Source organism: Pseudomonas sp. LFM046, from assembly GCF_000949385.2.
Classification (GTDB): Bacteria; Pseudomonadota; Gammaproteobacteria; order Pseudomonadales; family Pseudomonadaceae; genus Metapseudomonas.
Map to the genome: position 1 here is coordinate 204,812 of NZ_JYKO02000001.1, position 26,476 is coordinate 231,287.

The 26,476-nt window shown below is 65.3% G+C and carries 22 protein-coding genes and 1 riboswitch; of the genes, 13 read left to right on the forward strand and 9 right to left on the reverse strand.

Annotated elements, in window-relative coordinates; translation table 11 throughout:
- Nucleotides 1–36: 36 nt before the first annotated feature.
- The gene (locus tag TQ98_RS00995; protein WP_044871089.1) at nucleotides 37–1,443 is read right to left on the reverse strand and encodes an adenosylmethionine--8-amino-7-oxononanoate transaminase; all 1,407 of its coding nucleotides are present in this window, start codon (nucleotides 1,441–1,443) and stop codon (nucleotides 37–39) included.
- A 164-nt stretch (nucleotides 1,444–1,607) separates the two neighbouring features.
- Here TQ98_RS00995 and TQ98_RS01000 point away from each other — a divergent pair, with 164 nt between their 5' ends.
- The 4 genes from TQ98_RS01000 to TQ98_RS01015 all read left to right on the forward strand — a co-directional run bounded on the left by TQ98_RS01000 (nucleotide 1,608) and on the right by TQ98_RS01015 (nucleotide 5,410).
- Complete coding sequence (locus TQ98_RS01000) at nucleotides 1,608–3,083, forward strand: flavin monoamine oxidase family protein (RefSeq protein ID WP_044871090.1); 1,476 nt, start codon at nucleotides 1,608–1,610, stop codon at nucleotides 3,081–3,083.
- A gap of 235 nt (nucleotides 3,084–3,318) precedes the next feature.
- Complete coding sequence (locus TQ98_RS01005) at nucleotides 3,319–3,873, forward strand: cytochrome b (RefSeq protein WP_044871091.1); 555 nt, start codon at nucleotides 3,319–3,321, stop codon at nucleotides 3,871–3,873.
- A 31-nt stretch (nucleotides 3,874–3,904) separates the two neighbouring features.
- On the forward strand, nucleotides 3,905–4,480 hold the full coding sequence (locus TQ98_RS01010) for a YceI family protein (protein ID WP_044871092.1): 576 nt from the start codon (nucleotides 3,905–3,907) through the stop codon (nucleotides 4,478–4,480).
- Between the two features lie 357 nt (nucleotides 4,481–4,837).
- Nucleotides 4,838–5,410 (forward strand): YceI family protein, encoded by a 573-nt coding sequence (locus TQ98_RS01015; protein WP_044871093.1) that lies wholly within the window; start codon nucleotides 4,838–4,840, stop codon nucleotides 5,408–5,410.
- Between the two features lie 125 nt (nucleotides 5,411–5,535).
- Here TQ98_RS01015 and TQ98_RS01020 read toward each other — a convergent pair whose 3' ends face one another.
- The 4 genes from TQ98_RS01020 to ahcY form a co-directional block, all read right to left on the reverse strand.
- The gene (locus TQ98_RS01020; RefSeq protein WP_044871094.1) at nucleotides 5,536–7,479 is read right to left on the reverse strand and encodes a DEAD/DEAH box helicase; all 1,944 of its coding nucleotides are present in this window, start codon (nucleotides 7,477–7,479) and stop codon (nucleotides 5,536–5,538) included.
- Nucleotides 7,480–7,662: 183 nt separating this feature from the next.
- On the reverse strand, nucleotides 7,663–8,424 hold the full coding sequence (locus tag TQ98_RS01025; RefSeq protein WP_044871095.1) for a transporter substrate-binding domain-containing protein: 762 nt from the start codon (nucleotides 8,422–8,424) through the stop codon (nucleotides 7,663–7,665).
- Between the two features lie 111 nt (nucleotides 8,425–8,535).
- Complete coding sequence (gene metF / locus TQ98_RS01030; protein ID WP_044871096.1) at nucleotides 8,536–9,381, reverse strand: methylenetetrahydrofolate reductase [NAD(P)H]; 846 nt, start codon at nucleotides 9,379–9,381, stop codon at nucleotides 8,536–8,538.
- 100 nt (nucleotides 9,382–9,481) lie between these two features.
- Nucleotides 9,482–10,891, reverse strand: coding sequence for an adenosylhomocysteinase (gene ahcY, locus TQ98_RS01035; protein WP_044871097.1), 1,410 nt, complete (start codon nucleotides 10,889–10,891; stop codon nucleotides 9,482–9,484).
- A gap of 22 nt (nucleotides 10,892–10,913) precedes the next feature.
- A riboswitch (S-adenosyl-L-homocysteine riboswitch) is annotated at nucleotides 10,914–11,062 on the reverse strand.
- A 183-nt stretch (nucleotides 11,063–11,245) separates the two neighbouring features.
- On the opposite strand from ahcY, the gene TQ98_RS01040 reads away from it, so the two are divergent.
- The 3 genes from TQ98_RS01040 to TQ98_RS01050 all read left to right on the forward strand — a co-directional run bounded on the left by TQ98_RS01040 (nucleotide 11,246) and on the right by TQ98_RS01050 (nucleotide 13,982).
- Nucleotides 11,246–11,650 (forward strand): hotdog domain-containing protein, encoded by a 405-nt coding sequence (locus TQ98_RS01040; protein WP_044871098.1) that lies wholly within the window; start codon nucleotides 11,246–11,248, stop codon nucleotides 11,648–11,650.
- 156 nt (nucleotides 11,651–11,806) lie between these two features.
- Nucleotides 11,807–13,393: a methyl-accepting chemotaxis protein gene (locus TQ98_RS01045; RefSeq protein WP_044871099.1), complete on the forward strand. Its 1,587-nt coding sequence runs from the start codon at nucleotides 11,807–11,809 to the stop codon at nucleotides 13,391–13,393.
- A 136-nt stretch (nucleotides 13,394–13,529) separates the two neighbouring features.
- On the forward strand, nucleotides 13,530–13,982 hold the full coding sequence (locus TQ98_RS01050) for a cytochrome c (protein WP_044871100.1): 453 nt from the start codon (nucleotides 13,530–13,532) through the stop codon (nucleotides 13,980–13,982).
- On the opposite strand, the gene ligB is transcribed toward TQ98_RS01050, so the two are convergent.
- The 4 genes from ligB to TQ98_RS01070 form a co-directional block, all read right to left on the reverse strand.
- The gene (gene ligB / locus TQ98_RS01055) at nucleotides 13,976–15,649 is read right to left on the reverse strand and encodes an NAD-dependent DNA ligase LigB (protein ID WP_044871101.1); all 1,674 of its coding nucleotides are present in this window, start codon (nucleotides 15,647–15,649) and stop codon (nucleotides 13,976–13,978) included. The genes TQ98_RS01050 and ligB overlap by 7 nt on opposite strands.
- 211 nt (nucleotides 15,650–15,860) lie before the next feature.
- Nucleotides 15,861–17,051, reverse strand: a complete 1,191-nt coding sequence (metK, locus tag TQ98_RS01060) for a methionine adenosyltransferase (protein ID WP_044871102.1) — start codon at nucleotides 17,049–17,051, stop codon at nucleotides 15,861–15,863.
- 19 nt (nucleotides 17,052–17,070) lie between these two features.
- Nucleotides 17,071–18,072, reverse strand: coding sequence for a metalloregulator ArsR/SmtB family transcription factor (locus TQ98_RS01065; protein ID WP_044871103.1), 1,002 nt, complete (start codon nucleotides 18,070–18,072; stop codon nucleotides 17,071–17,073).
- 77 nt (nucleotides 18,073–18,149) lie between these two features.
- Nucleotides 18,150–19,031, reverse strand: a complete 882-nt coding sequence (locus TQ98_RS01070; RefSeq protein WP_044871104.1) for a LysR family transcriptional regulator — start codon at nucleotides 19,029–19,031, stop codon at nucleotides 18,150–18,152.
- Between the two features lie 108 nt (nucleotides 19,032–19,139).
- Here TQ98_RS01070 and TQ98_RS01075 point away from each other — a divergent pair, with 108 nt between their 5' ends.
- From TQ98_RS01075 to fba, 6 genes are all read left to right on the forward strand, one after another.
- Nucleotides 19,140–20,273: a TDT family transporter gene (locus TQ98_RS01075; RefSeq protein WP_044871105.1), complete on the forward strand. Its 1,134-nt coding sequence runs from the start codon at nucleotides 19,140–19,142 to the stop codon at nucleotides 20,271–20,273.
- A 106-nt stretch (nucleotides 20,274–20,379) separates the two neighbouring features.
- The gene (gene tkt, locus TQ98_RS01080; protein WP_044871106.1) at nucleotides 20,380–22,380 is read left to right on the forward strand and encodes a transketolase; all 2,001 of its coding nucleotides are present in this window, start codon (nucleotides 20,380–20,382) and stop codon (nucleotides 22,378–22,380) included.
- Nucleotides 22,381–22,487: 107 nt separating this feature from the next.
- On the forward strand, nucleotides 22,488–23,537 hold the full coding sequence (gene epd, locus TQ98_RS01085; protein ID WP_044871107.1) for an erythrose-4-phosphate dehydrogenase: 1,050 nt from the start codon (nucleotides 22,488–22,490) through the stop codon (nucleotides 23,535–23,537).
- Nucleotides 23,538–23,565: 28 nt separating this feature from the next.
- The gene (locus TQ98_RS01090; RefSeq protein WP_044871108.1) at nucleotides 23,566–24,726 is read left to right on the forward strand and encodes a phosphoglycerate kinase; all 1,161 of its coding nucleotides are present in this window, start codon (nucleotides 23,566–23,568) and stop codon (nucleotides 24,724–24,726) included.
- A 172-nt stretch (nucleotides 24,727–24,898) separates the two neighbouring features.
- On the forward strand, nucleotides 24,899–25,225 hold the full coding sequence (locus tag TQ98_RS01095) for an MliC family protein (protein ID WP_044871109.1): 327 nt from the start codon (nucleotides 24,899–24,901) through the stop codon (nucleotides 25,223–25,225).
- A gap of 122 nt (nucleotides 25,226–25,347) precedes the next feature.
- Entirely contained in the window at nucleotides 25,348–26,412 is a 1,065-nt protein-coding gene (gene fba, locus TQ98_RS01100; protein ID WP_044871110.1) for a class II fructose-bisphosphate aldolase, read from the forward strand.
- The last annotated feature ends 64 nt before the right edge of the window (nucleotides 26,413–26,476 follow it).

Consider the following 26,476-nt stretch of genomic DNA (forward strand, 5'->3'; position numbering starts at 1 on the left):
GCAGTTTAAGGCCTGGCGCGCCGTCCGTGTTACCCGTCAGCCCGGATCGCGATGGTTCGGATGCAGGTCCGCCGCCACCTGAACACTGACCGACTCGCGCGTGGCGATATCGATACCTCCGCTGGCGACCTCGGCGAGGAAGTCGATCTGCTCCTCGGTGATCACGTAGGGCGGCAGGAAGTACACCACGTTGCCCAGCGGGCGCAGCAGGGCGCCGCGTTCCAGGGCGTGCTGGAAGACCTTCAGGCCACGGCGTTCCTGCCAGGGGTAGGGTGTCTTGCTGGCCTTGTCCTGGACCATCTCGATGGCCAGCACCATGCCGGTCTGGCGTACTTCGGCGACGTTCGGGTGGTCCGCCAGGTGCGCGGTGGCGGTGGCCATGCGCGTGGCCAGCGTGCGGTTGGCCTCGATCACCCGGTCTTCTTCGAAGATGTCCAGGGTGGCCAGGGCGGCGGCGCAGGCGAGCGGATTGCCCGTGTAGGTATGGGAGTGGAGGAAGGCGCGCAGGGTCTGGTAGTCGTCGTAGAACCCCTGGTAGACGGCTTCCGAGGTGAGCACCGCCGCCATCGGCAGGTAACCGCCGGTGAGCGCCTTGGACAGCACCAGGAAGTCCGGGGCGATGCCGGCCTGCTCACAGGCGAACATGGTGCCGGTGCGGCCGAAGCCGACAGCGATTTCGTCGTGGATCAGGTGCACGCCGTAGCGGTCGCAGGCTTCGCGCAGCAGCTTGAGGTAGACCGGGTGGTACATGCGCATGCCGCCGGCGCCCTGGATCAGGGGCTCCACGATCACCGCCGCCACCTCGTCGTGGTGTTCGGCCAGGGTGCGCTCCATGTGGGCGAACATGGCGCGGGAGTGTTCTTCCCAGCCCATGCCTTCGGGGCGCAGGTAGCAATCGGGGCTCGGCACCTTGAGGGTGTCCAGCAGCAACGACTTGTAGGTTTCGGTGAACAGCGCCACGTCGCCAACGGACATGGCCGCCACGGTTTCGCCGTGGTAGCTGTTGGTCAAGGTGACGAAGCGCTTCTTGCGCTCCAGGCCCTGGTTGCGCCAGAAGTGGTAGCTCATTTTCAGCGCCACTTCGATGCCGGAGGAGCCGTTGTCGGCGTAGAAGACCCGGTCCAGCCCATTCGGGGTGATCTTCACCAGGCGCTCGGACAGTTCCACCACCGGCTGGTGACTGAAGCCGGCGAGGATCACATGCTCCAGTTGGTCCACCTGGTCCTTGATGCGCTGGTTGATGCGCGGATTGGCGTGGCCGAAGACGTTGACCCACCAGGAACTGACGGCGTCCAGATAGCGCTTGCCTTCGAAATCCTCCAGCCAGACCCCTTCGCCGCGGCGGATGGGCACGACCGGGAGGCGTTCGTGATCTTTCATCTGGGTGCAGGGGTGCCAGAGCACGGCGAGGTCGCGCTGCATCCACTCGGCATTGAGGCCCATGGTTCGTTCTCCTGTAGCGATCGGCGGAAGCCTATGCAAAGCCTCCGTCCCGGACAAGCAGGACGCCGTCTTGCGCCTGGAAGGCACGTCTGGCCCGGCTGTCGGGGCTGGCGTATCCTGCGCGCCAATTTCGAACGACGCTGCTTCACCGGGGGAAATCTTTCATGCCTGCAGCCTGGCGCGCCTTGGCGCTGATCATCGTGGGGGGGCTCAGTGCGACGGCGCTGGCCAAGGACAAGCAGCCGACGGCCATTGTCATCGGTGGCGGGATGGCCGGCCTGACTTCGGCCTATGAACTGCAGCAGAAGGGCTGGCAGGTCACTGTGCTGGAAGCCAAGCCCAGCGTCGGCGGCCGCTCGGGCCTCGCCGCCAGCGAGTGGGTCGGCAGCGCCAAGCTGCAGCCCAGCCTCTACCACTACCTGGACCAGTTCAAACTGAAGGTGGTACCCGCACCGGACTACGTGCGCAACCCGGGGTACCTGGTGGGTGGCCGCTATTTCTCCGAGGCCGACCTGCTCAAGGAGGCCCCCAGCACGGTGGAAGGCCTGAAGCGCTTCGACAAGAGCCTGGACGACCTGGCCGCATCCATCGACGACCCGCTCAAACCCCTGGCCAACAACACCCTGCAGACCCTGGACTCCATCAGCGTCGCCCGCTGGCTGGACAAGCTGAGCCTGTCGCCCACCGCCAAGGCGCTGGTGGAACAGCGTATCCGCGCGCGCTATGACGAACCCTCGCGCCTGTCGCTGCTGTATCTCGCCCAGCAGGCCCGCGTCTACCGCGGCCTGCCGGATACCGAGATGCGTGCCGCGCGCCTGCCCGGCGGCAGTCAGGGTCTGGCCCAGGCCATGGCCAAGCAGGTGAAGACTATCAAGACCAACGCCCGTGTCTCCGCCATCGTGCAGGAGAAGGACGGCGTCACCGTCAAGGTGGGCGGCACCGGCTACAGCGCCGATTATGTGGTCCTCGCGGTACCGCTGCCGGCCCTCGGCAAGATCAGCCTGACCCCGTCTCTCACGGCCCTGCAACTGCGTGCCCTGAAGGACATCAACTACGGCTGGCGCGACCAGATGCTGCTCAAGTTCAAGAAACCGGTCTGGGGCAAGAGCCGGCTTTCCGGCGAGGTCTACAGCGACCAGGGCCTGGGCATGCTCTGGGTCGAGCCGGCGCTGAAGGGCGGCGCCAACCTGCTGATCAACATTTCCGGTGACAACGCGCGCCTGCTGCAGGCCTTCGGCGACCGGCAGATGGTGGACCAGGTGCTGATCCGTTTCGACAAGCTTTATCCGGGTGCCCGCGAACAGTTCCAGGGCTTCGAGCTGCGTCGCTATGGCAAGGACACCCTGGCTGGCGGCGCTTACCTGGCCTATGGCCCGGGCGAAATCAGCCTCTACTGGCGCATGTGGGAACAGCCCCTGGGCCGTGTGGTATTCGCCGGCGAGCACACCGACGCACTCTATCCGGGCACCCTGGAAGGCGCCCTGCGCAGCGGCCAGCGCGCCGCGAACCAGCTCATCGACCTCAAGGCCGGCAAGGCCGTGGGGCCGGTCGAAACCGTGGCCGAGGCCAAACCGGAAGCCGCACCCAAGGCGTCCACCAAGGACGAGAAGAAGGGCTTCTTCTCCCGCCTGTTCAACTGATGCCCAACCTCCGGCGGCGGGCCTCTCCGCCGCCGGTCCCCTCCTTTGCGCCGTTCGGCTGCCCCCACTGAACTATCAGGGCTTTCCTTCGCCAAATCCCGGCAATGTCGTATTGGCATAAAGATCATATTTCTCGATATTTCAAAGCGAAATTTTCCGCTTTAATTCGATAGATTTGGCGCTAACCTTTATCCGCCCTGTATACAAAGCCTGCGTTTTCTCAAGGATGTTTTTCATGCAATGGCGTAACTCCCCGTCCCGTTTCGGCCTGGTCAGCGTTTTCCTGCATTGGGGGGTAGCCGTAGTCTTCTGCGGACTGTTCGCCCTGGGCCTGTGGATGGTCGGTCTGGATTACTACAGCAGCTGGTACAAGACGGCCCCGGATATCCACAAGGGTGTCGGCATCCTGCTGTTCCTGGTCATGCTGGTTCGCCTCGCCTGGCGCTTCATCAGCCCGCCGCCGCCCGCGCTGCCCAACCACGGTTCGATGACTCGCCTGGGTTCCAAGCTGGGCCACCTGGTGCTCTACGTCGGCCTGTTCGCCCTGATGATTTCCGGTTACCTGATCTCCACGGCCGAAGGTCGCGGGATCTCCGTGTTCGGCCTGTTCGAAGTGCCCGCCACCCTGACCTCCATTCCCGATCAGGAGGATGTGGCGGGCGCCATCCACGAATACCTCGCCTGGGGCCTGCTGATCTTCGCCGGCATCCACGCCCTGGCTGCCCTCAAACACCACTTCATCGATCGCGACGCGACCCTGACCCGCATGCTCGGTCGCGCCGCCAAATAACGCTGCAACCTCTCATCAAGGAGTTTCACCAATGCTGAAGAAAACCTTCGCTGCGCTGACCCTCGGCACCGCGCTGTTTGCCGGCCAGGCAATGGCCGCTGACTACGTGATCGACAAGGCAGGCCAGCATGCCTTCGTCAACTTCGAGATCGGTCACCTGGGCTACAGCTACATCTATGGCACCTTCAAGGACTTCGACGGTTCCTTCAGCTTTGACGACAAGAACCCCGAGGCCAGCAAGATCAAGGTGAACCTGAATACCGCCAGCGTTGATACCAACCACGCTGAGCGTGACAAGCACATCAAGAGCGCCGACTTCCTGAACGTCAGCAAGAACCCGACCGCTACCTTCGAGTCCACCTCGGTCAAGTCCACCGGCCAGGGTACTGCCGACGTGACCGGCAACCTGACCCTGAACGGCGTGACCAAGCCGGTGGTGATCAAGGCCAAGTTCGTGGGTGAAGGCAACGACCCCTGGGGCGGCTACCGTGCCGGCTTCACCGGCACCACCACCATCAAGCTGAAGGACTTCGACATCCAGAAGGACCTCGGCCCGGCTTCCCAGGAAGCTCAGCTGATCATCTCCTTCGAGGGCGTGCGTTCCTGATCGCGCTTTCCTGCTCCAGCAAAACGCCGGCGTTCAGCCGGCGTTTTGCTGTCCGGCCCAGGCGTTCGATGGCGTTCAGCAGCTTGTCTTCATCCGGGCCGCCAGGGAGATGCCTTCGCTGCAGCGACCGATCCGGCCAGGCGCCGCTTCGGGGTTGCGACGTCATGCCTGGCCAGCCCTGGAATATCCAGGCATCGACAGTGTCAAAGTCAAAAGCACCGCCGGGCGGAGCCCCTGGGCGTTCAGTTCACGATGACCGTGGCGGCAGCCTGTTTCCTCTGCAAATCTGAACGAATCACCTGGACGATCAGCCAGGTTTGCACAGAAATTCCAACTCATCGACAAGGGGATCGATCAATGCTGAAGCAAACCTTCTCTGCGCTGATCCTCGGCGCTGCGCTGTTCGCCGGCCCGGCCGTGGCGGCCGATTACGTGATCGACAGGGAAGGCCAGCACGCGTTCGTCAACTTCAAGATCGGCCACCTGGGTTACAGCTACATCTACGGCACGTTCAAGGACTTCGACGGTTCCTTCAGCTTTGACGACAAGAAGCCCGAGGCGAGCAAGGTCAAGGTAACGCTGAAGACCGCCAGTGTCGACACCAACCATGCCGAGCGCGACAAGCACATCAAGGGCGTACTCCTCAACGTCAGCAAGTATCCCACCGCCACCTTCGAATCCACCTCGGTCAAGTCCACCGGCCAGGGCACCGCCGACGTGACCGGCAACCTGACCCTGAACGGTGTGACCAAGCCGGTGGTCATCCAGGCCAAGTTCGTGGGTGAAGGCGATGATCCCTGGGGCGGCTACCGCGCCGGCTTCGAAGGCACCGCGACCCTCAAGTTGAAGGACTTCAATATCCAGAAGGATCTCGGCCCGGCTTCCCAGGAAGTCCAGCTGATCATCTCCTTCGAGGGGGTACGTTCCTGAGCGCTTTCCGGTGCTCAGCAATCGGTCGATGGTGGGCTGAAGCCCACCCTGCGGCGGCAGCGAGCGAATCTGGCCCGCCAACGAAAACGCCGGCACGAGGCCGGCGTTTTCATGAGCGGTGAAACTCAGCGGTTGCGGGTCAGCAACGCCGGTTTCTCGCCGCGCGGGCGGTTGCTCTGCTGGAGTTCGTCCAGCTGCTCGGGCGTCGGGAAGCGATCGGCGCGAGACTCTTTCATGATGATCTTCGGAGCGGGCTTGTTGGCGCGCGGGTCCTGCACGGCCGGCTCATCGCGACCGCGGGACTGTTGATCGTCACGGCGCTGGCCGCCATTGCCACGGCCCTTGGCAGCCTTGCCCTGGCCTTGGCCCTGACGCTGCTTCTGGCCGCCCTGGCCACCCTGGCGCTGCTGGCCTTGGCCTTGACCTTTGCCCTGACCTTGGCCTTGACCGCGTCCCTGGCCACCACCGCTACGGCTTTGGCCTTGACCCTGCTGGCCTTGGCCCTGGCCGCCACGGCGCTGGTTGCGACCCTGGTTCTGGCCCTTGGGCGGGTAGGGGCTGACGTAGTCCGCACGGTTGCCGAAGTTGTCGACGTCGTCATCGAGGAACTCTTCGGGATCGCGATCAGGGGCGGGCTGCGCCACGCGAGGCTGTTTGGGTTGCTTGGGCTGTTGCTGGCGCTGGCCGCCGGCCTGCTGACCCTGACCCTGCTCCTGGCCTTGTCCCTTGCCCTTGCCACGGCGACGGTTGCGGCTCTTGCGCGGTTTGCCTTCGCCTTCGACGGCGCCTTCAGCACTTGCGTCCTTGCCTTCGGCGGAAGCCTGGGGCGCGGCGGCCTTCGCTTCGCGCTTGGGTTTGTCGGCGCGGGGCTGGCGCTCTGGCTTCGGCGGACGAGCCTCGGGGCGTTCCACTTCGATGGTGGCCGGGTCGAAGCCCTGCATGTCGCCGTCCGGAATCCTCTGCTTGGTCAGGCGCTCGATGGCCTTCAGCAGCTTCTCTTCATCCGGCGCGACCAGGGAGATGGCCTCGCCGCTGCGGCCGGCACGGCCGGTACGGCCGATGCGGTGTACGTAGTCTTCCTCGACGTTAGGCAGCTCGAAGTTGACCACGTGGGGCAGCTGGTCGATGTCCAGGCCGCGGGCGGCAATGTCGGTGGCGACCAGGATGCGGACGTCGTTGGCCTTGAAGTCGGCCAGGGCCTTGGTGCGCGCGTTCTGGCTCTTGTTGCCGTGGATCGCGGCGGCGGCCAGGCCGTGCTTGGTGAGGTACTCGGCCAGGCGGTTGGCGCCATGCTTGGTGCGGGTGAAGACCAGCACCTGTTCCCAGGCGCCCACCGTGATCAGGTGCGCCAGCAGGGCGCGCTTGTGGCTGGCGGGGAGACGGAACACGCGCTGCTCGATGCGCTCCACCGTGGTGTTCGGCGGGGTCACTTCGATGCGTTCGGGATCGTGCAGCAGCTTGTTGGCGAGGTCGACGATGTCTTTCGAGAAGGTCGCCGAGAACAGCAGGTTCTGGCGTTTGGGCGGGAGCTTGGCAAGGACCTTCTTCACATCGTGGATGAAGCCCATGTCGAGCATCCGGTCGGCTTCATCGAGCACCAGGATTTCCACATGGGAGAGGTCGACGCTGCCCTGGCCGGCCAGGTCGAGCAGGCGGCCGGGGCAGGCCACCAGCAGGTCTACGCCCTTGGACAGGGCCTGGACCTGGGGATTCATGCCGACGCCGCCGAAGATGCAGGTACTGACCAGTTTCAGGTCACGGGCGTAGAGCTTGAAGCTGTCGTGCACCTGGGCCGCGAGTTCACGCGTCGGGGTCAGGACCAGTACGCGTGCCTGGCGTGGGCCATGGCGCTGGGATTTGTCGTGGTGACCGTTAGGGAACAGCAGTTCCAGGACGGGCAACGCGAAACCGGCGGTCTTGCCGGTACCAGTCTGGGCCGCAACCATCAGGTCGCGACCTTGCAACACGGCGGGAATGGCCCGCTGTTGCACGGGAGTGGGCTGGGCGTAGCCGGCAGCTTCGACTGCGCCGACCAATGCCTCGGAGAGACCGAGGGAAGCAAAGGACATGGGAAATCCTGTGTAGTTCTAGGGAGCTGGCCCGATGGGGTAGTCGTGTCTGGCTCGAATCGCGGCGATGGCACGTGATCCCGACCGGTCCTGCTGGGCGAAGGGGTTGCCCAGCGTCCGGGCGTAAGCCTGACGAAGCGCCGAGTATAACAGTTCCTCGGCAATGTACAGCCCTTGCGGCGCTCAACGGTTGACGGTGCCGTCTCCTGCCGGCTCACGGTAGCGGGCTTGAAGCTGCACGAACGCCGGCTCCTGCTTGAAGCGCCGCAGTTCTTCGTCGAAGCGCTGGGCCATGCCCTCAAGGTCCGGATGGCGGCGAAACGCCAGGTACAGGCGGTCGTGACCCACCACCCGAGAATGCTGGCCAACCTGGTCCTGCAGCCCCAGTTGGTGGATCAGGAACAGCCCCGCCCGGCGGTCGTTCACCACCAGGTCCACCCGGTCGCGCACCAGCTTGCCGAGGTTGGCTTCATGGGTGGGGGCGGACTCGCGGATGAACAGCGGGGAGGTACGGAAGGCCTTGTTCGCGTACCAGTAGCCGGGGGAAATGCCGATCTTCAGTCCCTGCAGGTCAGCCAGGCTGTTGAAGGGGTAAGGCCGCTGTCTGGCGTAGAAGAGCACGAACTCCACGTCTGACATGGACTCCGAGGGGTAGATCATCTGCGTCTGGCGCTCCGCGGTCTGGAAGATATCCAGCACGGCGTCAGCCTGGCCGCTCTCCAGTTCCGCCAGGCAACGGCGCCAGGGCAGCAGGGTCCACTGGACGTCGACTCCCAGGCGCTTGAAAACTATGGCGCTGGTTTCATAGTCCAGGCCCCGGGGTTGGCCGTTCTCCTCATAGACGTAGGGTGCCCATGGCTCGCTGACGATGCGCAGGGGCTCGGCCCGCGCGGCGAGGCCGAGGCAGGTGAGCAGGGCGACAAGGAGGTAGCGAAGCGCTGGCATGTGGCCAGATTACGTGGGCGCGGCGCCGCTGGATAGCCAGTCGAAGGCCGGGGCCAGCGCAAAAGAAAAAGGCCGGGGCAGTGCCCGGCCTTTTCGCCTTCCAGCAGGCACTCAACGTGGCAGGTTGAGGTTCTTCCAGATGGCCAGGCTCGGCTCCGCCTGGTTCAGGGTGTAGAAGTGCAGACCCGGGGCGCCGCCCTGCAGCAGGCGTTCGCACATCTCGGTGATGACCTGCTCGCCGAACGCCTGGATGCTTTGCACATCATCGGCGTACGCCTCCAGCTGCTTGCGGATCCAGCGCGGAATTTCGGCGCCGCAGGCGTCGGAGAAGCGGGCCAGCTTGCTGTAGTTGGTGATGGGCATGATGCCCGGCACCACCGGGACATCCACACCCAGCTTGCGTACGCGCTCGACGAAGTAGAAGTAGCTGTCGGCGTTGAAGAAGTACTGGGTGATGGCGCTGCTGGCGCCGGCTTTCACCTTGCGCACGAAGTTGGCGAGGTCCGCCTCGTAGCTGCGAGCCTGGGGATGCACTTCCGGGTAGGCGGCGACTTCGATGTGGAAGTGGCTACCGGTTTCCGCACGGATGAACTCCACCAGTTCGTTGGCGAAGCGCAGCTCGCCGCTGGCCATGCCCATGCCGGACGGCAGGTCGCCGCGCAGGGCGACGATGCGCTGGATGCCGGCGTCCTTGTAGTGGGCAAGCAGGGCGCGCAGTTCGGCCTTGCTGTCACCGACGCAGGACAGGTGCGGGGCGGTCGGCACTTTCACTTCGCCGTCCAGCTGCAGCACGGTCTGCAAGGTGCGATCGCGGGTGGAGCCGCCGGCACCATAGGTGCAGGAGAAGAAATCCGGCTGGTAGCTGGCCAGGTTGCGGGCGGTGGCCATGAGTTTTTCATGCCCGGCTTCGGTCTTGGCAGGGAAGAACTCGAAGCTGTAACGGCGTTCTTGCGACATAGGTCTTTCCACGCTCGGGAGCTGAAGGTGGATGGCGTTCTTCCATCCACCGCAAGGGACCACAGGGTGGACAGGCCCGCTGGCCGGTCCACCTTGCACATCAGTAGCGGTAGGTGTCCGGCTTGAAGGGGCCTTCCACGGTCACGCCGATGTAGTCGGCCTGCTGTTTGGTCAACTGGGTGACCACGCCGCCGAAGCCCTTGACCATCTCCAGCGCCACTTCCTCGTCCAGCTTCTTCGGTAGCACTTCCACGGTCAGGCGCTTGGCCTTCTCGTCAGCCGGCAGGCTGGCGAACTGCTGTTCGAAGAGGTGGATCTGGGCCAGCACCTGGTTGGCGAAGGAGCCGTCCATGATGCGGCTCGGGTGACCGGTGGCGTTGCCCAGGTTCACCAGGCGGCCTTCGGCCAGCAGGATCAGGTAGTCGTCGTTCAGCGGATCGAAGCTGTCCTTGCCGGTGCGGTGGATCTTGTGCACCTGCGGCTTCACTTCTTCCCAGGCCCAGGTCTTGCGCATGAAGGCGGTGTCGATTTCGTTGTCGAAGTGACCGATGTTGCAGACGACGGCGCGCTTCTTCAGGGCCTTCAGCATGTTGGCGTCGCAGACGTTGACGTTGCCGGTGGTGGTGACGATCAGGTCGATCTTGCCCAGCAGCGCAGCGTCGACGCTGGCTTCGGTGCCGTCGTTCAGGCCGTTCTTGTACGGGGAAACGACTTCGAAGCCGTCCATGCAGGCCTGCATGGCGCAGATCGGGTCGACTTCGGAGACCTTCACGATCATGCCTTCCTGGCGAAGGGACTGGGCGGAGCCCTTGCCCACGTCGCCGTAGCCGATCACCAGGGCCTGCTTGCCGGACAGCAGGTGGTCGGTGCCGCGCTTGATGGCGTCGTTCAGGCTGTGACGGCAGCCGTACTTGTTGTCGTTCTTGCTCTTGGTGACCGAGTCGTTGACGTTGATCGCCGGGACTTTCAGGGTGCCGGCCTTGAGCATGTCGAGCAGGCGGTGCACGCCGGTGGTGGTTTCCTCGGTGATGCCGTGGATGTTCTCCAGCATCTGCGGGTACTTCTTGTGCAGGATCTCGGTCAGGTCACCGCCGTCGTCCAGCACCATGTTGGCGTCCCAGGGCTGGCCGTCCTTGAGGATGGTCTGCTCGATGCACCACTCGTATTCCTCTTCGGTCTCGCCTTTCCAGGCGAATACCGGGATGCCGGCGGCGGCGATGGCGGCGGCGGCCTGGTCCTGGGTGGAGAAGATGTTGCAGGAGGACCAGCGCACTTCGGCGCCCAGGGCGATCAGGGTCTCGATCAGCACGCCGGTCTGGATGGTCATGTGGATGCAGCCGAGGATCTTGGCGCCTTTCAGGGGCTGGCTGGCGGCGTACTTGCGGCGCAGGCCCATCAGGGCGGGCATCTCGGATTCGGCGATGATCAGCTCGCGACGGCCCCAGGCGGCCAGGGAGATGTCGGCGACCTTGTAGTCGTTGAAATCGGCAGGCGTCATGACAGCGCTCATGTATGAGTCTCCATTCGTTATGTGCGAATGGGCGCCGTTGATGCGTTTGGAAACGCCCCTTCCGAGCCTGACAGGCGGAGCCTGATTCGAATCGGGTCGAGTGCCCCAGAGATACTCTGAGGTTCGCAAGATTCGAAACAGGCACCACGTGCTGCAGCGCCCCTCGGATGGGTGGCGGGAACGACCGGGCGGTGCCGGCCGTTTTGAAACCTGCGAATTATAGCGATGCCCACGGGCGAGCCCAAGGCTTTCCGTCGCCGCGAGGGTGCCTATGGCAGCGATTGAACGGCTTGTCGCGACAGGCCGCGCCTTCGGCGGGCATGATGCAGGGCATCCGACAGAAGGAGACGACGCATGAATTTTCATACGCGCAAATGGATCAAGCCCGAAGACCTCAACCCCAATGGCACCCTGTTCGGCGGCAGCCTGCTGAAGTGGATCGACGAAGAAGCGGCCATCTACGCCATCGTTCAGCTCGGCAACCAGCGGGTGGTCACCAAGTTCATCTCCGAGATCAACTTCGTCAGTTCGGCGCGCCAGAGCGACATCATCGAACTGGGCATCACCGCCACGGAGTTCGGCCGCACCTCCATCACCCTGTGCTGCGAAGTGCGCAACAAGATCACCCGCAAGAGCATCCTCACCATCGACAAGATGGTCTTTGTGAACATCGGCGAAGACGGCCTGCCGGCCCCCCACGGCAAGACCGAGATCACCTACATCAAGGACCGCTTCAAGGACGACGAGCCGTCTGCCTGATTCTGGTGCGTCCCGGGCGCTCCGCTGCCCCGTTGTGGGGCGGTCGGAGTGTCTTGCCCAGCCGGCGGACCTCTGGCGCCGGGACCTGGCCGCCTTCTTGCTGTGCATTGGGCAGCCCCGCGGATGCTCCGGGGCCGGTCCGGCCAGGAGGCTCCCATGTCCGCCACATCCCTCTTTGACTCGCTGCTTCGGTCCCTGGGGCTGCGTACCCTCAACCAGCAGTTTCTCTTTTCCTATGCACTGATGTTCCTGCTCGCGGTCAGTGCCTCGGTGGCGCTCTACCTGAGCATGTCGGTGTCGCCTGAGACCATCAATGTGGCCGGCGCCCAGCGCATGCTCAGCCAGAAGATGACCAAGGAAGCGCTATTGTTGCGTCAAGGTGCCATTGCCAAGGGCACCCTGGACGCCACCATCGCCCAGTTCGACCAGGCCCATCGCGACCTGCTGCACGGCAACCCGGCACGCAACGTCAGCGCCATCCAGGTGCCGGAGGTGGTGGAACAGATGCGCCGAGTGGGCCAGCTCTGGGCCAGTTTCCGCCCGCAGCTGGAACGCGCAGCCCTCGGCGCCGACGGTGACCTCGGCGCGCTGGAAGGCGCCTCGCTGGAACTGCTGAAGGAAATGAACAAGGCGGTCGGGCTGATGGCGGCCCATGCGGAAAACTCCCAGCGCCGGCAGATGTGGCTGGCCTTCTATTGCGTGATCGGCATCCTCCTGCTGGTGGTACTGGGTCGGCAGTTCGGGCTTCGCCCGCTGATCCGTCGCCTGGTGGAGCTGGAGGGCGCCCTGACGCGAGTGGGGCAGGGCGATTTCACCCTGCCATTGGCCAGCCAGCGCCAGGACAACGAGATTGGCCGCATCGTTGCTGGCTACAACCAGATGCGCGAACAGGTGCGCGGCCTATTGGGACAGGTCAAGGAGACCGGAGGCCACACCCGCCAGCACGTGGACAGGGTGGTGGCCGCTGCCCATGCCGCTAGCGATGGTGTGCGCCTGCAACACGAGAATCTGGATCAGGTGGCCACCGCCATGAACGAAATGAGCGCGACGGTGACCGAGGTGGCGCGCCACGCCGCCCATGCCGCCGAATCGGCGCGCAATGCTGATGGTTGTGCCAAGGCCGGTCAGCAGGCGGTGCAGCGCAGCGCGGAGCTGATCGGCGCCTTGTCAAGTCAGATGACGGAAAGTGCCGGACAAATGAATGCCCTGCGCACGGAAACCGAAGGTGTGGGCAAGGTGCTGGAAGTCATCACCGGCATCGCCGAGCAGACCAACCTGCTGGCGCTGAATGCCGCCATCGAGGCGGCGCGGGCCGGCGAGGCAGGGCGCGGCTTCGCCGTGGTGGCGGACGAGGTGCGTACTCTGGCCAGTCGCACCCAGCAGTCCACCGGCGAGATTCAGGCCATGATCCAGCGCCTCCAGGGTGGCGCCCGGCAGGCGGTTGTCGCCTTGCAGGACAGCAGCCAACTGGTGCGGGAGAACCTCGATCACATCGAGGTGGCCAGCGAGGTGCTGGGCAGTATCGTGGTTGCCGTCGACAGCATCAGTGCCATGAACACCCAGATCGCCACCGCCGCCGAAGAGCAGAGCCAGGTCGCCCAGGATATCGACCAGCGGGTGACGGAAATCTCCAGCCTCGCCGAACGCAGTCGCGACGACACCCGCAGCGTGATGCAGGCCAGCGAGCGCATCCAGGGCGAGGTGCAGGAACTCAATGGTCATCTGGACCGGTTCCGCACCTGAGGCCAGTCTGCACAGTTCGTCGGATTTCCCGGCTGATCGGCGCGAGCGGTGCGACAAACTGTCGCCTGGCTTGGCAATTGCCGGGCGGCTGGGAGTACCCTGTCGCCCGCCTTCAGCCTTACCCGTGATCCTGCCGATGAAAGCCAAGAACTTCCTGATCGTTGCTGCCGCCTGCCTGGGCCTTGCCGCCTGCGGTGGTGTCGACCCCAACTCGCCCCTGGGCAAACGCCAGGCGATCTTCAAGGAAATGCTGCACACCAGCGAAGACCTTGGCGGCATGCTGCGCGGCCGTATCAACTTCGACGAACAGCGTTTCGCCAACGGCGCGACCAAGCTCGATCAGCTGTCCCGCCAGCCCTGGCAGCACTTCCCGCAGGTGCAGGAAGGTGACTCGGACAGCGCCGCCCGCGATGAAGTCTGGCAGCGCCAGGAGCGCTTCCAGCAGTTGGTGCGCGAACTGGAAGCCAGCACCGGCCAACTGGCCAGCGCGGTCCAGGCTCGCCCGCTGAATGCCCAGGGTGTTGCCCCCCTGGTGCAGAAGGTGGAAGACAACTGCGAGGCCTGCCACAAGGAATTCCGCGCCTATTGAGGCGCGCCGAATCCCGCCACCCCTTCGGCCTGAAGCCGATTCGCCAGCGCTCGCACCTCCGGGTGCTGGAAGAAGGCCTCCAGTTGCGCGGCCCTGACCGGGCCCAGGCCCGGAACCTTGCGCCACTCCTGCGCAGCCCGGCTGCTCAGGCTGGCCCAATCGCCGTCCAGCCGAGCCGCCCCCGTGGAGGGCATGCCCAGCGCTGTCAGCCAGAGCGCGAGCGGCTGTCCCCGGGCGTCACGGAAGCTTCGCGCCAGCCGGGTCGCGCGAGCCTCTGCGACTCCCGCTTTCTCCGCCAGACCTGTGGCATCCAGGTCGAGCCAGTCCAGCAGCCCGTCCAGTTTCAGGCTGGCCCAGGTGCTGCGCCCCATCCCCCGTAGCGCCAGTCCTTTCCGCCCGCCCAGCCACTCCAGGCGGGCGAGGAACTGCTCCTCACAGCCGGCGCTCGGCCGAAAGCAGCTCAGGGCGTTGTATCGAGCGGGGTCTGGCGCTTCCAGCGGCTGGCGTTCGGCGGCGCGCAGCACAACGGAATCCAGTTGCGGAATGGTGAGGCCGGCCAAGGCGATAGCAACCTGGTCGCCGGGACGGATATCCAGGTCCCGCCAGCGATTGAGCGAGCCAAGCCCCACGCGCCGGATGCGCCGCCCATCCAGTTCCACCGGCTTCAACTGGAGCAACGGGGTGATACGACCCGTTCGGCCAATCCTGAAATCCACGGCGCGGACTTCGGCCAAGGCCTTGGCGAACGGGTATTTCCAGGCAATGGCCCATTTCGGTGGCTCGGGTTTCCACTGCCGTGCCGCCGGTCGCGTGCCCTGGCGGATGACGATGCCGTCGCTGGCGAAGGGCAGGGGCGAGCGATACCAGTGCTCGCGCCAGGCGGCGATCTCGTCGGTGCCGGTGACCGGGAGCGTCAGGGCCTGGGCGTCGGTGAACCCCATGGCTTGCAGGCCGCGTAGCCGGTGCTCCATCTCCGTTGGCCCGTCCGGCCAGTCCCAGACGAACAGGCCGATGCCGGCGCCATCGCGCTCCTTCAATTCGCGGCGATTGAGCAGCCCAGCCACCTTGCCCCGGGCGCCCTGGCCGCCTTGGCGGGCTTGCACGTGGTCGTCCAACCGCCAGTAGAGTTCGCCCTGCAGCACGCCATCTCCGATGCCGGGCAGCTCCTGGGGAATGGCGGCGATACGACGGGCCCGGGATGTCCAATCCTGCCCCCGGCTGCCATTGCCCCGGCTGATGGCTTGCACCAGCCACCCCTTGCGGTAGACCAGGGTGACGGCGACACCATCCACCTTGGGCTGGACCCAGAGGTCGCGGCGCTGGCCCAGCCAGCGGCGCAGGTCGTCGATATCCCGCAGCTTGTCCAGGCCGGTCTGCGGCACCGGGTGTTCATACTTGCCGTCACTTCCCGCCAGCGGGGAGCGTTCTTCGGGCGTCGCCTGGGGAAAACAGCCGCGCAGTACATCCAGGCGGGCGCGGGTCTGGTCATAAAGCTCGTCATCCACCGCCGAGCGGCCTTGCACGTGGTAGGCCCGGTCCCATTCGAGGAGTTGGGTGGCAAGCATGTTCATTTCGGCGCTGGCGCGGTCGACGGCCCAGTCGGGGCAGCCATCGGCCAGGGCGGGGAGGGCGAAGCAGAGGGCGGGCAGGGCAATCCAGCGGTTCATGGTGAGCCTCCTTGCTCGTTGGGGAGGCGACCACTGTAGTGATCCGGATTGTGGGAGGGCGCCGAAGCGCTTGTCTGTTCGGGCGCAGCTTGTTGTGCGGCGATGCGTACGCCGCGCTCGACCCTCCCCGTCCCATCCGACGGCCAGGGGCTATTCTGCGCGCCAACAAAAAGCCCCGCACGAGGCGGGGCTTCTTGTGGAGCGGCAGGGCTTAGAGGCCAGCGGCGATGCGCAGGGCTTCGGCCTTGTCGGTCTTTTCCCAGGTGAACGCGGTGAAGGTGTCGTCACCGTAGGACATTTCATAGGGAGTGCGGCCGAAGTGGCCGTAGGCCGCGGTCGGCTGGTACATCGGGTGCAGCAGGTCGAGCATCTTGGTGATCGCGTACGGACGCAGGTCGAAGTGCTCGCGGACCAGTTGGACGATCTTGTCGTCGCTGATCTTGCCGGTGCCGAAGGTGTTGATCGAGATGGAGGTCGGCAGGGCCACGCCGATGGCGTAGGACACCTGGATCTCGCAACGCTCGGCCAGGCCAGCGGCAACGATGTTCTTGGCAACGTAGCGGCCAGCGTAGGCAGCGGAACGGTCAACCTTGGACGGGTCCTTGCCGGAGAAGGCGCCGCCGCCGTGACGGGCCATGCCGCCGTAGGAGTCGACGATGATCTTGCGTCCGGTCAGGCCGCAGTCGCCCACCGGGCCGCCGATCACGAAGTTACCGGTCGGGTTGATGTGGAACTGGGTGTCCTTGTGCAGCAGTTCGGCCGGCAGCACATGCTTGACGATCAGCTCCATCACGCCTTCGCGCAGGTCGGAGTACTTCACGTCGGGGTTGTGCTGGGTGGACAGCACGATGGCGTCGATGCCGACCACTTTGCCGTTCTCGTAGCGGCAGGTGACCTGGCTCTTGGCGTCCGGACGCAGCCACGGCAGCAGGCCGGACTTGCGGGCCTCGGCCTGGCGCTCCACCAGACGGTGGGAGAAGCAGATCGGGGCGGGCATCAGCACGTCGGTTTCGTTGCTGGCGTAGCCGAACATCAGGCCCTGGTCGCCAGCGCCCTGGTCTTCCGGCTTGGAGCGGTCCACACCCTGGTTGATGTCGGGGGACTGCTTGCCAATGATGTTCAGGATGCCGCAGGTAGCGCCGTCGAAGCCGACATCGGAGCTGTTGTAGCCGATGTCGATGATGACCTTGCGCACCAGCTCTTCCAGGTCGACCCAGGCAGAGGTGGTCACTTCACCGGCGATGATGGCGACACCGGTCTTGACCAGGGTTTCGCAGGCGACGCGGGCGTGCTTGTCCTGGGCGATGATGGCGTCGAGGACGGCATCGGAAATCTGGTCGGCGATCTTGTCCGGATGGCCTTCGGACACGGATTCGGAGGTAAACAGGGAGTATTCGCTCATCTATCGGTTTTCCTATTAGTTACCGGTGGGTGAGTTCGCTTCGTGAGTCCGGTTTGGCGAAGTGCCTCACCTGAATCTGAAAGCCGTTTCGCAAGCCAATGTAGAGGCTCTCGCCGGGCGTGAGCCCCGCGGCATTGGCCCAACGGGCCAGGTCGTCCTGTTCGAAGCCCAACCATAGATCGCCGCAGGCCTCCCTGGCCCAACTCTGGTTGTGGCTGCACAACTCGGTCACCAGCAGGCTGCCTCCCGGCTGCACCCGATGGGCCAATTGTTTCATCGCATCGGCCGGCGCGGCGAAATGGTGCAGGACCATGTTCAGTACCACGCAGTCGGCGACCGCCTGCTCGTCATTCAGGGCATCGGCGAGTCGAAGATCGACATTGCCGAGGCCTTCCGCGTGACAGCGCATCCGCGCCAGCTCCAGCATGGCCGGGCTGTTATCCAGCGCGGTGACGCGAGCGAAGCGCCGGGCCAGGTCGGGCAGGAAACCGCCGTCACCGGGGCCGACTTCCAGTGCCGTGGCACCCGCCTCGAAGCCCAGGGCGTCGAGCACTGCCAACACGCTGTCACGGTATTGCGGCAATCCTGCGATCAGGTCTTGCTGCGCCTGGAATTTTTCCGCCGCGCGGGTGAAGAAGTCGCGGCTGACCGCTTCGCGCTGGGCATGCACTTCGGCGATGCGGGCGCTGATCTCGGTCGGCAGTTCCAGTTCGTCCACCTCGGCCAGCAGGGCCGTGTGCAACATGCCGCCGACCCGCTCATTCTGCGCCAGGGCGCGCCGGTAGAAGATCGCGTTGCCTTCGCGTCGGGTGGCCACCAGGCCCGCCTGGGCCAGCACTTTCAGGTGATGGCTGATGCCCGACTGGCCGGTGGCGAAGATCTGCGCCAGTTCCAGCACGCCGAAGGAATCGTTGGCCAACGCCCGCAGCACGTTCAGGCGTAGCGGGTCGCCGCCGGCCTTGCACAGGGCGGCCAGCTCGTCGCTGTCGTCATGACGGATCTGGGGTACGCGCAGGCTCATAAGGCGCGCAGTCTAGCCCCCGGCCCCTGGTGTCGCAATGCCAATATCAAAAAGTTTTGATATTGGCGGATCGGCGGTCAGCCGGGAGTCCGCGCCAGATCGAGGAAGGCAGCCGGCGCCGGACTCAGGCTCTGGCCCGGACGCCAGATCGCGTGGAGCTCGCGCTCGATGCGCAGGTCGTGCACATCCAGGCGCACCAGACGGCCGCTGGCCAGCTCCTCGCGGACCATATGCGGCGACAGCCAGGCGATGCCACGGCCGTCCCGGACCAGCCGTTTCAGCGCCTCGGTGCTGCCGATGGACATGCGTGCCCGCAGTTCGATGCCCTGCTCGCGGTAGGTCTGCTCGACGCTGGCGCGGGTCGCCGAGCCTTCTTCGCGCAGGTAATGGTCCTGGCCGCCGAGGTCGCGGGCGCTGAGGTCGTTGCGCCCGGCCAGCGGATGGGACGGGCCGGCCACCGGCAGCAACCGGTCGCGGTCCAGCAGGTGGCTGGCGAAGGCTTCGCTGTCGAAGGCGCCCTCGACGAAGCCGAGACTGATGCGGCCGTCTTCCAACTGCGCCGCCACCTCCCGGGTGTTGCTGACGGCCAGGTCCACCGCCACCGCCGGGTGCAGTTGATGGAAGCGCTCGATCAGCTCCGGCAGCAGGTAGCTGCCCAGGGTGGCGCTGGCGCCGAGGCGCAATTCGCCGTCATCCAGACTGGCGAAGCCGCGCAGGTCGCGCTCGGCTGCGGCTTCCAGGGCAAAGATGCGCTGGGCGTACTGCAGCAAGCGCTGGCCGCCTTCGGTGAGGACGACGCCGCGTGGACGGCGGTCGAACAGGGCGAGGCCAGCACTGGCTTCCAGGTCGCGGATTTCCCGGGTGACCGCCGGTTGGCTGATGAACAGGCGGCTGGCGCCGGCACTGATGCTGCCGCTCTCGGCGACGGCGAGGAAGACCTTGAGGTGGTGCAGATTCATAAATGAAAGGCATACGACTGATGCTGAATATGTATTTTTCATATAGCACAGCACTGCCTAGTCTGGCGCCGTATTTCCCGCCACGGGACCGCCCGACCGGAGCCTCACATGCCGCGCCCCTTCACACGCCTCGCCGAGCCTTTCGCCTTCGTTCGCCAGTTCACTCCCAGTTGGTTCGCCGTGACCATGGGGACCGGCGTGCTGGCCCTGGTGCTGGCGGCGCTGCCCTGGGCCGGGACGCTGGAGCACCGGTTGGCCGAAGGTCTTTGGCTGTCCAACTGCGTGCTATTTGCCGGGTTTTCCCTGCTGTTCGTTGCGCGTTTCGTACTCTTCAGCGACACCCTGCGGCCGATGCTGCTGCACCCGGTGCAGTCGATGTTCCTCGGCGCCATCCCCATGGGCCTGGCCACCCTGATCAACGGCCTGGTGCTGTTCGGCGTGCCGCGTTGGGACGAAGGCGTGCTCGTCCTGGCCCACGGCCTCTGGTGGCTGGACGTGACGCTGGCGCTGGGCGCGGCGCTGCTGGTGCCGTACCTGATGTTCACCCGCCAGGATCACGCCCTGGACAAGCTCACCGCGGTCTGGCTGCTACCCATTGTCGCGCCGGAAGTGGCGGCTGCCGCGGCTGGCACCCTGGCGCCGCACCTGGCGCCGGAGGCCGCGCGGCAGATGCTGGTGGTGGGTTACCTGCTCTGGGGCGTGTCCCTTTCCCTGGCCTTTTCCCTGATCACCCTGGTGCTGCTGCGCAAGGCCCTGCACAAGCTGCCGGGCAGCGAATTCGCCGCCACCAGCTGGTTACCGGTCGGTCCACTGGCCACCGGCTGCCTGGGGCTGCTGAGCCTGGGCAAGGCGATGCCCGTGGCTTTCGCTGGCACCACGCTGGAGGGGGCCGCAGAGCTGGCCCGGGATGTCGGCCTGCTCGGCGGCCTGTTTCTCTGGGGCGCGGCGGGCTGGTGGCTGGCGATGGCGCTGTTCTGCACCCGCCGCCACCTGCGCCAGGACATGCGCTTCAACCTCGGCTGGTGGGGGTTCACCTTCCCCCTCGGCGTTTTCACCCTGGCCACCTTCGAGCTGCAACGTCGCACCGGTCTGGCCTTCTTCGGTCCGGCGGGCGCCGCGCTGGCCCTGGGACTGGCGCTGATCTGGGTGCAGGTGATGGCACGGACCCTGGCCGGACTCTGGCATGGCGAACTGTTCCGGGCGCCCTGTCTTGCGGCTGCGGCAGGACCCTCGCGCAACTGACGGGTGAAACAGCGACCATCTGTGATTGCCCGCGACCTGCCGGCTGGGCGAAAATAGCGGCCTTTTTTCGATTAGCCGTCTATTTCAGACCTGCAGGAGATATGCGATGCCCAGCCGTCGTGAGCGTGCCAATGCCATTCGTGCCCTGAGCATGGATGCGGTGCAGAAAGCCAACAGCGGCCACCCCGGCGCCCCCATGGGCATGGCCGATATCGCCGAAGTGCTCTGGCGGGATTACCTGCAGCACAACCCGAACAACCCCGAGTGGGCCAACCGCGACCGCTTCGTGCTGTCCAATGGTCACGGCTCGATGCTGATCTACTCGCTGCTGCACCTGACCGGTTACGACCTGGGCATCGAGGACCTGAAGAATTTCCGCCAGTTGAACAGCCGCACCCCGGGCCACCCGGAATACGGCTACACCGCCGGTGTCGAGACCACCACCGGTCCGCTGGGCCAGGGCATCGCCAACGCCGTGGGCTTCGCCATCGCCGAGAAGACCCTGGCCGCCCAGTTCAACCGTGAAGGCCACAACATCGTCGACCACAACACCTACGTGTTCCTCGGCGATGGTTGCATGATGGAAGGCATTTCCCACGAAGTCTGCGCCCTGGCCGGCACCCTGGGCCTGGGCAAGCTGGTCGCCTTCTACGACGACAACGGCATCTCCATCGACGGCGAAGTCCACGGCTGGTTCACCGACGACACTCCGAAGCGCTTCGAAGCATACGGCTGGCAGGTGATCCGCAACGTCGACGGCCATGACGCCGACGAGATCAAGACCGCCATCGAGACCGCTCGCAAGTCCAGCGACCGTCCGACCCTGATCTGCTGCAAGACCGTGATCGGCTTCGGCTCCCCGAACAAGCAGGGCAAGGAAGAGTGCCACGGCGCTCCCCTGGGCAACGACGAGATCGCCCTGACCCGCGCCGCCCTGGGCTGGAACCACGCTCCGTTCGAAGTCCCGGCCGACATCTACGCCGAATGGGATGGCAAGGCCGCCGGCGCCGCGCGCGAGGCCGAGTGGAACGAGCGCTTCGCTGCCTACGCCGCTGCCCACCCGGAACTGGCCGCCGAGTTCCAGCGCCGCATCAAGGGCCAGCTGCCGGCCGACTTCTCCGCCAAGGCTGACGCCTACATCGCCGAAGTCGCCGCCAAGGGCGAAACCATCGCCAGCCGCAAGGCCAGCCAGAACGCCCTGAACGCCTTCGGCCCGCTGCTGCCGGAATTCCTCGGCGGCTCCGCTGACCTCGCCGGCTCCAACCTGACCCTGTGGAAGGGCTGCAAGGGTGTGTCCGCCGAGGACGCATCCGGCAACTACATGTACTACGGCGTTCGTGAGTTCGGCATGAGCGCCATCATGAACGGCATCGCCCTGCACGGCGGCTTCATTCCCTACGGCGCCACCTTCCTGGTGTTCATGGAATACGCCTGCAACGCCGTGCGCATGGCCGCGCTGATGAAGAAGCGCGTGCTGTTCGTCTACACCCACGACTCCATCGGTCTGGGCGAAGACGGCCCGACCCACCAGCCGGTTGAGCAGCTGGCCAGCCTGCGCTGCACCCCCAACCTGAATACCTGGCGTCCGGCCGACGCGGTGGAATCCGCCGTGGCCTGGAAGTCCTCCATCGAGCGTAACGACGGCCCGAGCGCGCTGATCTTCTCCCGCCAGAACCTGCCCCACCAGGCTCGTGACGCCGACCAGGTGGCGAACATCGCCCGTGGTGGCTACGTGCTGAAGGACAGCGAAGGTGAGCCGGAACTGATCCTGATCGCCACCGGCTCCGAAGTCGGCCTGGCCGTCCAGGCCTACGACGTGCTGGCTTCGGCCGGCCGCAAGGTGCGCGTGGTGTCCATGCCGTCCACCAGCCTGTTCGACCAGCAGGACGCCGCCTACAAGCAGGCCGTGCTGCCGGTGCAGGTTGGCGCGCGTATCGCCATCGAGGCCGCCCACACCGACTTCTGGTACAAGTACGTCGGCCTGGAAGGTCGCGTGATCGGCATGACCAGCTTCGGTGAGTCCGCCCCGGCTCCCGCGCTGTTCGAGCACTTCGGCTTCACTGTCGACAACATCGTCGCCACTGCCGAAGAACTGCTCGACGTCTGACCCCGACCGTAGGAGTGAGCTCTGCTCGCGAAGCTTCATGCGTCGCGCAGGGTTCGCGAGCAAGCTCGCTCCTACAGGGTTTCCTTACCCCAGCCCTGCGAGTGCCCATGCCCAGCAATCGCCCCTTCAAAGTCGCCCTCAACGGCTACGGCCGCATCGGTCGCTGCGTACTGCGCGCGCTCCATGAGCGCAGTGGTGGAGCAAGCTTCGAGATCGTCGCGCTGAACGATCTGGCCGACCAGGCCAGCATCGAGTACCTGACCCGTTTCGACTCCACCCACGGCCGCTTCCCCGGCGAGGTGCGAGTGGATGGCGATTGCCTGCACATCAACGGCGACTGCGTGAAGGTGCTGCGCCATGCCGAGCCGGAAGGCATCGACTGGGCGGCCCTGGGCGTGGACCTGGTGCTGGAGTGCTCCGGCCAGTACACCCACCGCCAGCAGGCCGAGCGCTTCCTGGCTGCCGGGGCGCCCCGCGTGCTGCTCTCCCAGCCCATGTCCACCGAGTCGGACATCGACGCCACCATCGTCTACGGCGTCAACCAGGACAGCCTCACCGGTGCCGAGAAACTGGTGTCCAACGCCTCCTGTACCACCAACTGCGGCGTGCCGCTGCTGAAACTTCTCAACGAGTCCGTGGGTCTGGAATACGTCTCCATTACCACCATCCACTCGGCGATGAACGACCAGCCCGTGATCGACGCCTACCACCACGAAGACCTGCGCCGCACCCGCTCGGCCTTCCAGTCGGTGATCCCGGTTTCCACCGGCCTCGCCCGTGGTATCGAGCGCCTTCTGCCGGAACTGGTCGGGCGCATTCAGGCCAAGGCGATCCGCGTGCCCACGGTGAACGTGTCCTGCCTGGACATCACCTTGCAGACCGCTCGCGACACCTCGGCCGCCGAGATCAACCGCGTGCTCCGCGAGGCCGCCGAAAGCGGTCCGCTGAAAGGGCTGCTGGCGTACACCGAGCTGCCCCACGCCAGCTGCGATTTCAATCATGACCCCCATTCCGCCATCGTCGACGGCAGCCAGACCCGCGTGTCCGGCCCGCGCCTGGTGAACCTGCTCGCCTGGTTCGACAACGAATGGGGCTTCGCCAACCGCATGCTCGACACCGCAGATCACTATCTGCGGGTTTCCGCTGCTTCTCGTTAATTACCAGCCCCCGTGAAGGACTGACCCCATGACCGTGTTGAAAATGACCGACCTCGACCTCCAGGGTAAGCGCGTGCTGATCCGCGAGGATCTCAACGTGCCGGTGAAGGACGGCGTCGTGAAGAGTGATGCGCGCATCCTCGCCTCCCTGCCGACCATCAAGCTGGCACTGGAGAAAGGCGCGGCGGTAATGGTCTGCTCCCACCTGGGTCGTCCCACCGAGGGCGAGTTCTCCGAAGAGAACAGCCTGAAGCCGGTCGCTGACTACCTGTCCAAGGCCCTGGGCCGCGAAGTGCCGCTGGTGGCGGATTACCTGGATGGCGTGGACGTTGCTCCCGGCCAGGTGGTGCTGTTCGAGAACGTGCGCTTCAACAAGGGCGAGAAGAAGAGCGCCGACGAGCTGGCGCAGCGTTACGCCGCCCTGTGCGACGTCTTCGTGATGGACGCCTTCGGCACCGCCCACCGTGCCGAGGGTTCCACCCACGGCGTGGCCAAGTTCGCCAAGGTGGCCGCTGCCGGCCCGCTGCTGGCCGCCGAGCTGGACGCCCTGGGCAAGGCCCTTGGCAACCCGGCCCGCCCGATGGCCGCCATCGTCGCCGGTTCCAAGGTCTCCACCAAGCTGGACGTGCTGAACTCGCTGTCGCAGATCTGCGACCAGCTGATCGTCGGCGGCGGCATCGCCAACACCTTCCTCGCCGCAGCCGGCTACAAGGTGGGCAAGTCCCTGTACGAGGCTGACCTGGTGGACACCGCCAAGGCCATCGCCGCCAAGGTCAGCGTGCCGCTGCCGGTTGACGTGGTGGTTGCCAAGGAATTCGCCGAAAGCGCCGAAGCGACTGTCAAGGCCATCGCCGACGTTGCTGACGACGACATGATCCTCGACATCGGCCCGCAGACCGCCGCCCAGTTTGCCGAGTTGCTGAAGTCCTCCAAGACCATCCTCTGGAACGGTCCGGTGGGCGTGTTCGAATTCGACCAGTTCGGCAATGGCACCAAGGCCCTGGCCCTGGCCATCGCCGAGAGCCCGGCCTTCTCCATCGCCGGTGGTGGCGACACCCTGGCGGCGATCGACAAGTACGGTGTGAGCGAGCAGATCTCCTACATCTCCACCGGTGGCGGCGCTTTCCTCGAGTTCGTCGAGGGCAAGGTGTTGCCGGCGGTAGAAATCCTGGAGCAGCGCGCCAAGTAAGCCGACTAAACCATGGCAGCGCTCCGTGGTCCCTTTAACAGGGCCTGCAAAATGGAGTGCCTGCCATGCGCTACGCCGCGATTCTGCGGTGAGCCGCCGAGCGACGGTAACGAAGGGGAGTGACATTGCCCCTGACGATGGAAATGCGGCGGAGCCGCATCAAGGAGTAGGGATGAAAGGCCCGTTCGCCCTGGCGACGCTGGCCCTGCTGGCCCTGCTGGCAGGTTGCACCAGCGAGCAGGCCGTTGAGGATCACTGGACCCGCTGGGTCTGTGACAGCCAGGTGGAAGTGCTCTGGCGTTTCGCCGATGCAGACAAGGAAAGCGTCGACCTGCGACTGGGTGGCGGCGATATCGTCCACCGCCTGAAGCAGGAGCCATCGGGCTCCGGAGCCCTGTACAGCGACGGCAACCTGGCCTTCCACACCCAGGGTAACGAAGGCCTGGTCTACTGGGCTGCCACCGACGACCTGATCGGTCGCGCTTGTTCGGCGCCCTGAGCAGATTTTGATTTTCCCCGGGGCGGGCGGATGACCGCTCCTCCTCGGGAACTTGAACCCGGCCTGCCCCTGCGGCAGGCTTTGCAATTTGACAGCCCACCCAATCGGGAGACTGAAACACCATGGCACTCATCAGCATGCGCCAGATGCTGGATCACGCCGCCGAATTCGGCTACGGCGTACCGGCTTTCAACGTCAACAACCTGGAACAGATGCGCGCCATCATGGAAGCGGCCGACAAGACCGACTCCCCGGTGATCGTGCAGGCCTCCGCCGGTGCCCGCAAATACGCCGGCGCCCCCTTCCTGCGCCACCTGATCCTGGCTGCCATCGAAGAATTCCCGCACATCCCGGTGTGCATGCACCAGGACCACGGCACCAGCCCCGACGTCTGCCAGCGTTCCATCCAGCTGGGCTTCAGCTCGGTCATGATGGACGGCTCCCTGCGTGAAGACGGCAAGACCCCGTCCGACTACGAATACAACGTGCGCGTCACCCAGCAGACCGTTGCCTTTGCCCACGCCTGTGGCGTGTCCGTGGAAGGCGAGCTGGGCTGCCTGGGCTCCCTGGAAACCGGCCAGGCCGGTGAAGAAGACGGCGTTGGCGCCGAAGGCACCCTGGACCACAGCCAGATGCTGACCGACCCGGAAGAGGCCGCCGACTTCGTCAAGAAGACCCAGGTGGACGCCCTGGCCATCGCCATCGGCACCAGCCACGGCGCCTACAAGTTCACCAAGCCGCCGACCGGCGACATCCTCGCCATCGACCGCATCAAGGAAATCCACAAGCGCATCCCCAACACCCACCTGGTGATGCACGGTTCTTCCTCGGTTCCGCAGGACTGGCTGGCGATCATCAACGAGTTCGGCGGCGACATTAAGGAAACCTACGGTGTGCCGGTCGAAGAGATCGTTGAAGGCATCAAGCACGGCGTGCGCAAGGTGAACATCGACACCGACCTGCGTCTGGCCTCCACCGGCGCCATCCGTCGCTTCCTGGCCCAGAACCCGGCCGAGTTCGATCCGCGCAAATACTTCGCCAAGACCGTCGAAGCCATGCGCGACATCTGCATCGCCCGCTACGAAGCCTTCGGCACCGCCGGCAATGCCTCCAAGATCAAACCGATCTCCCTGGATGGCATGTTCGCGCGCTACGCCAAGGGCGAGCTGGCCGCCAAGGTCAACTGAGTCCAAGGCAACGCCAACAAAAAGCCCGCTTGATGCGGGCTTTTTGTTGGGCGAATCCTTTTGC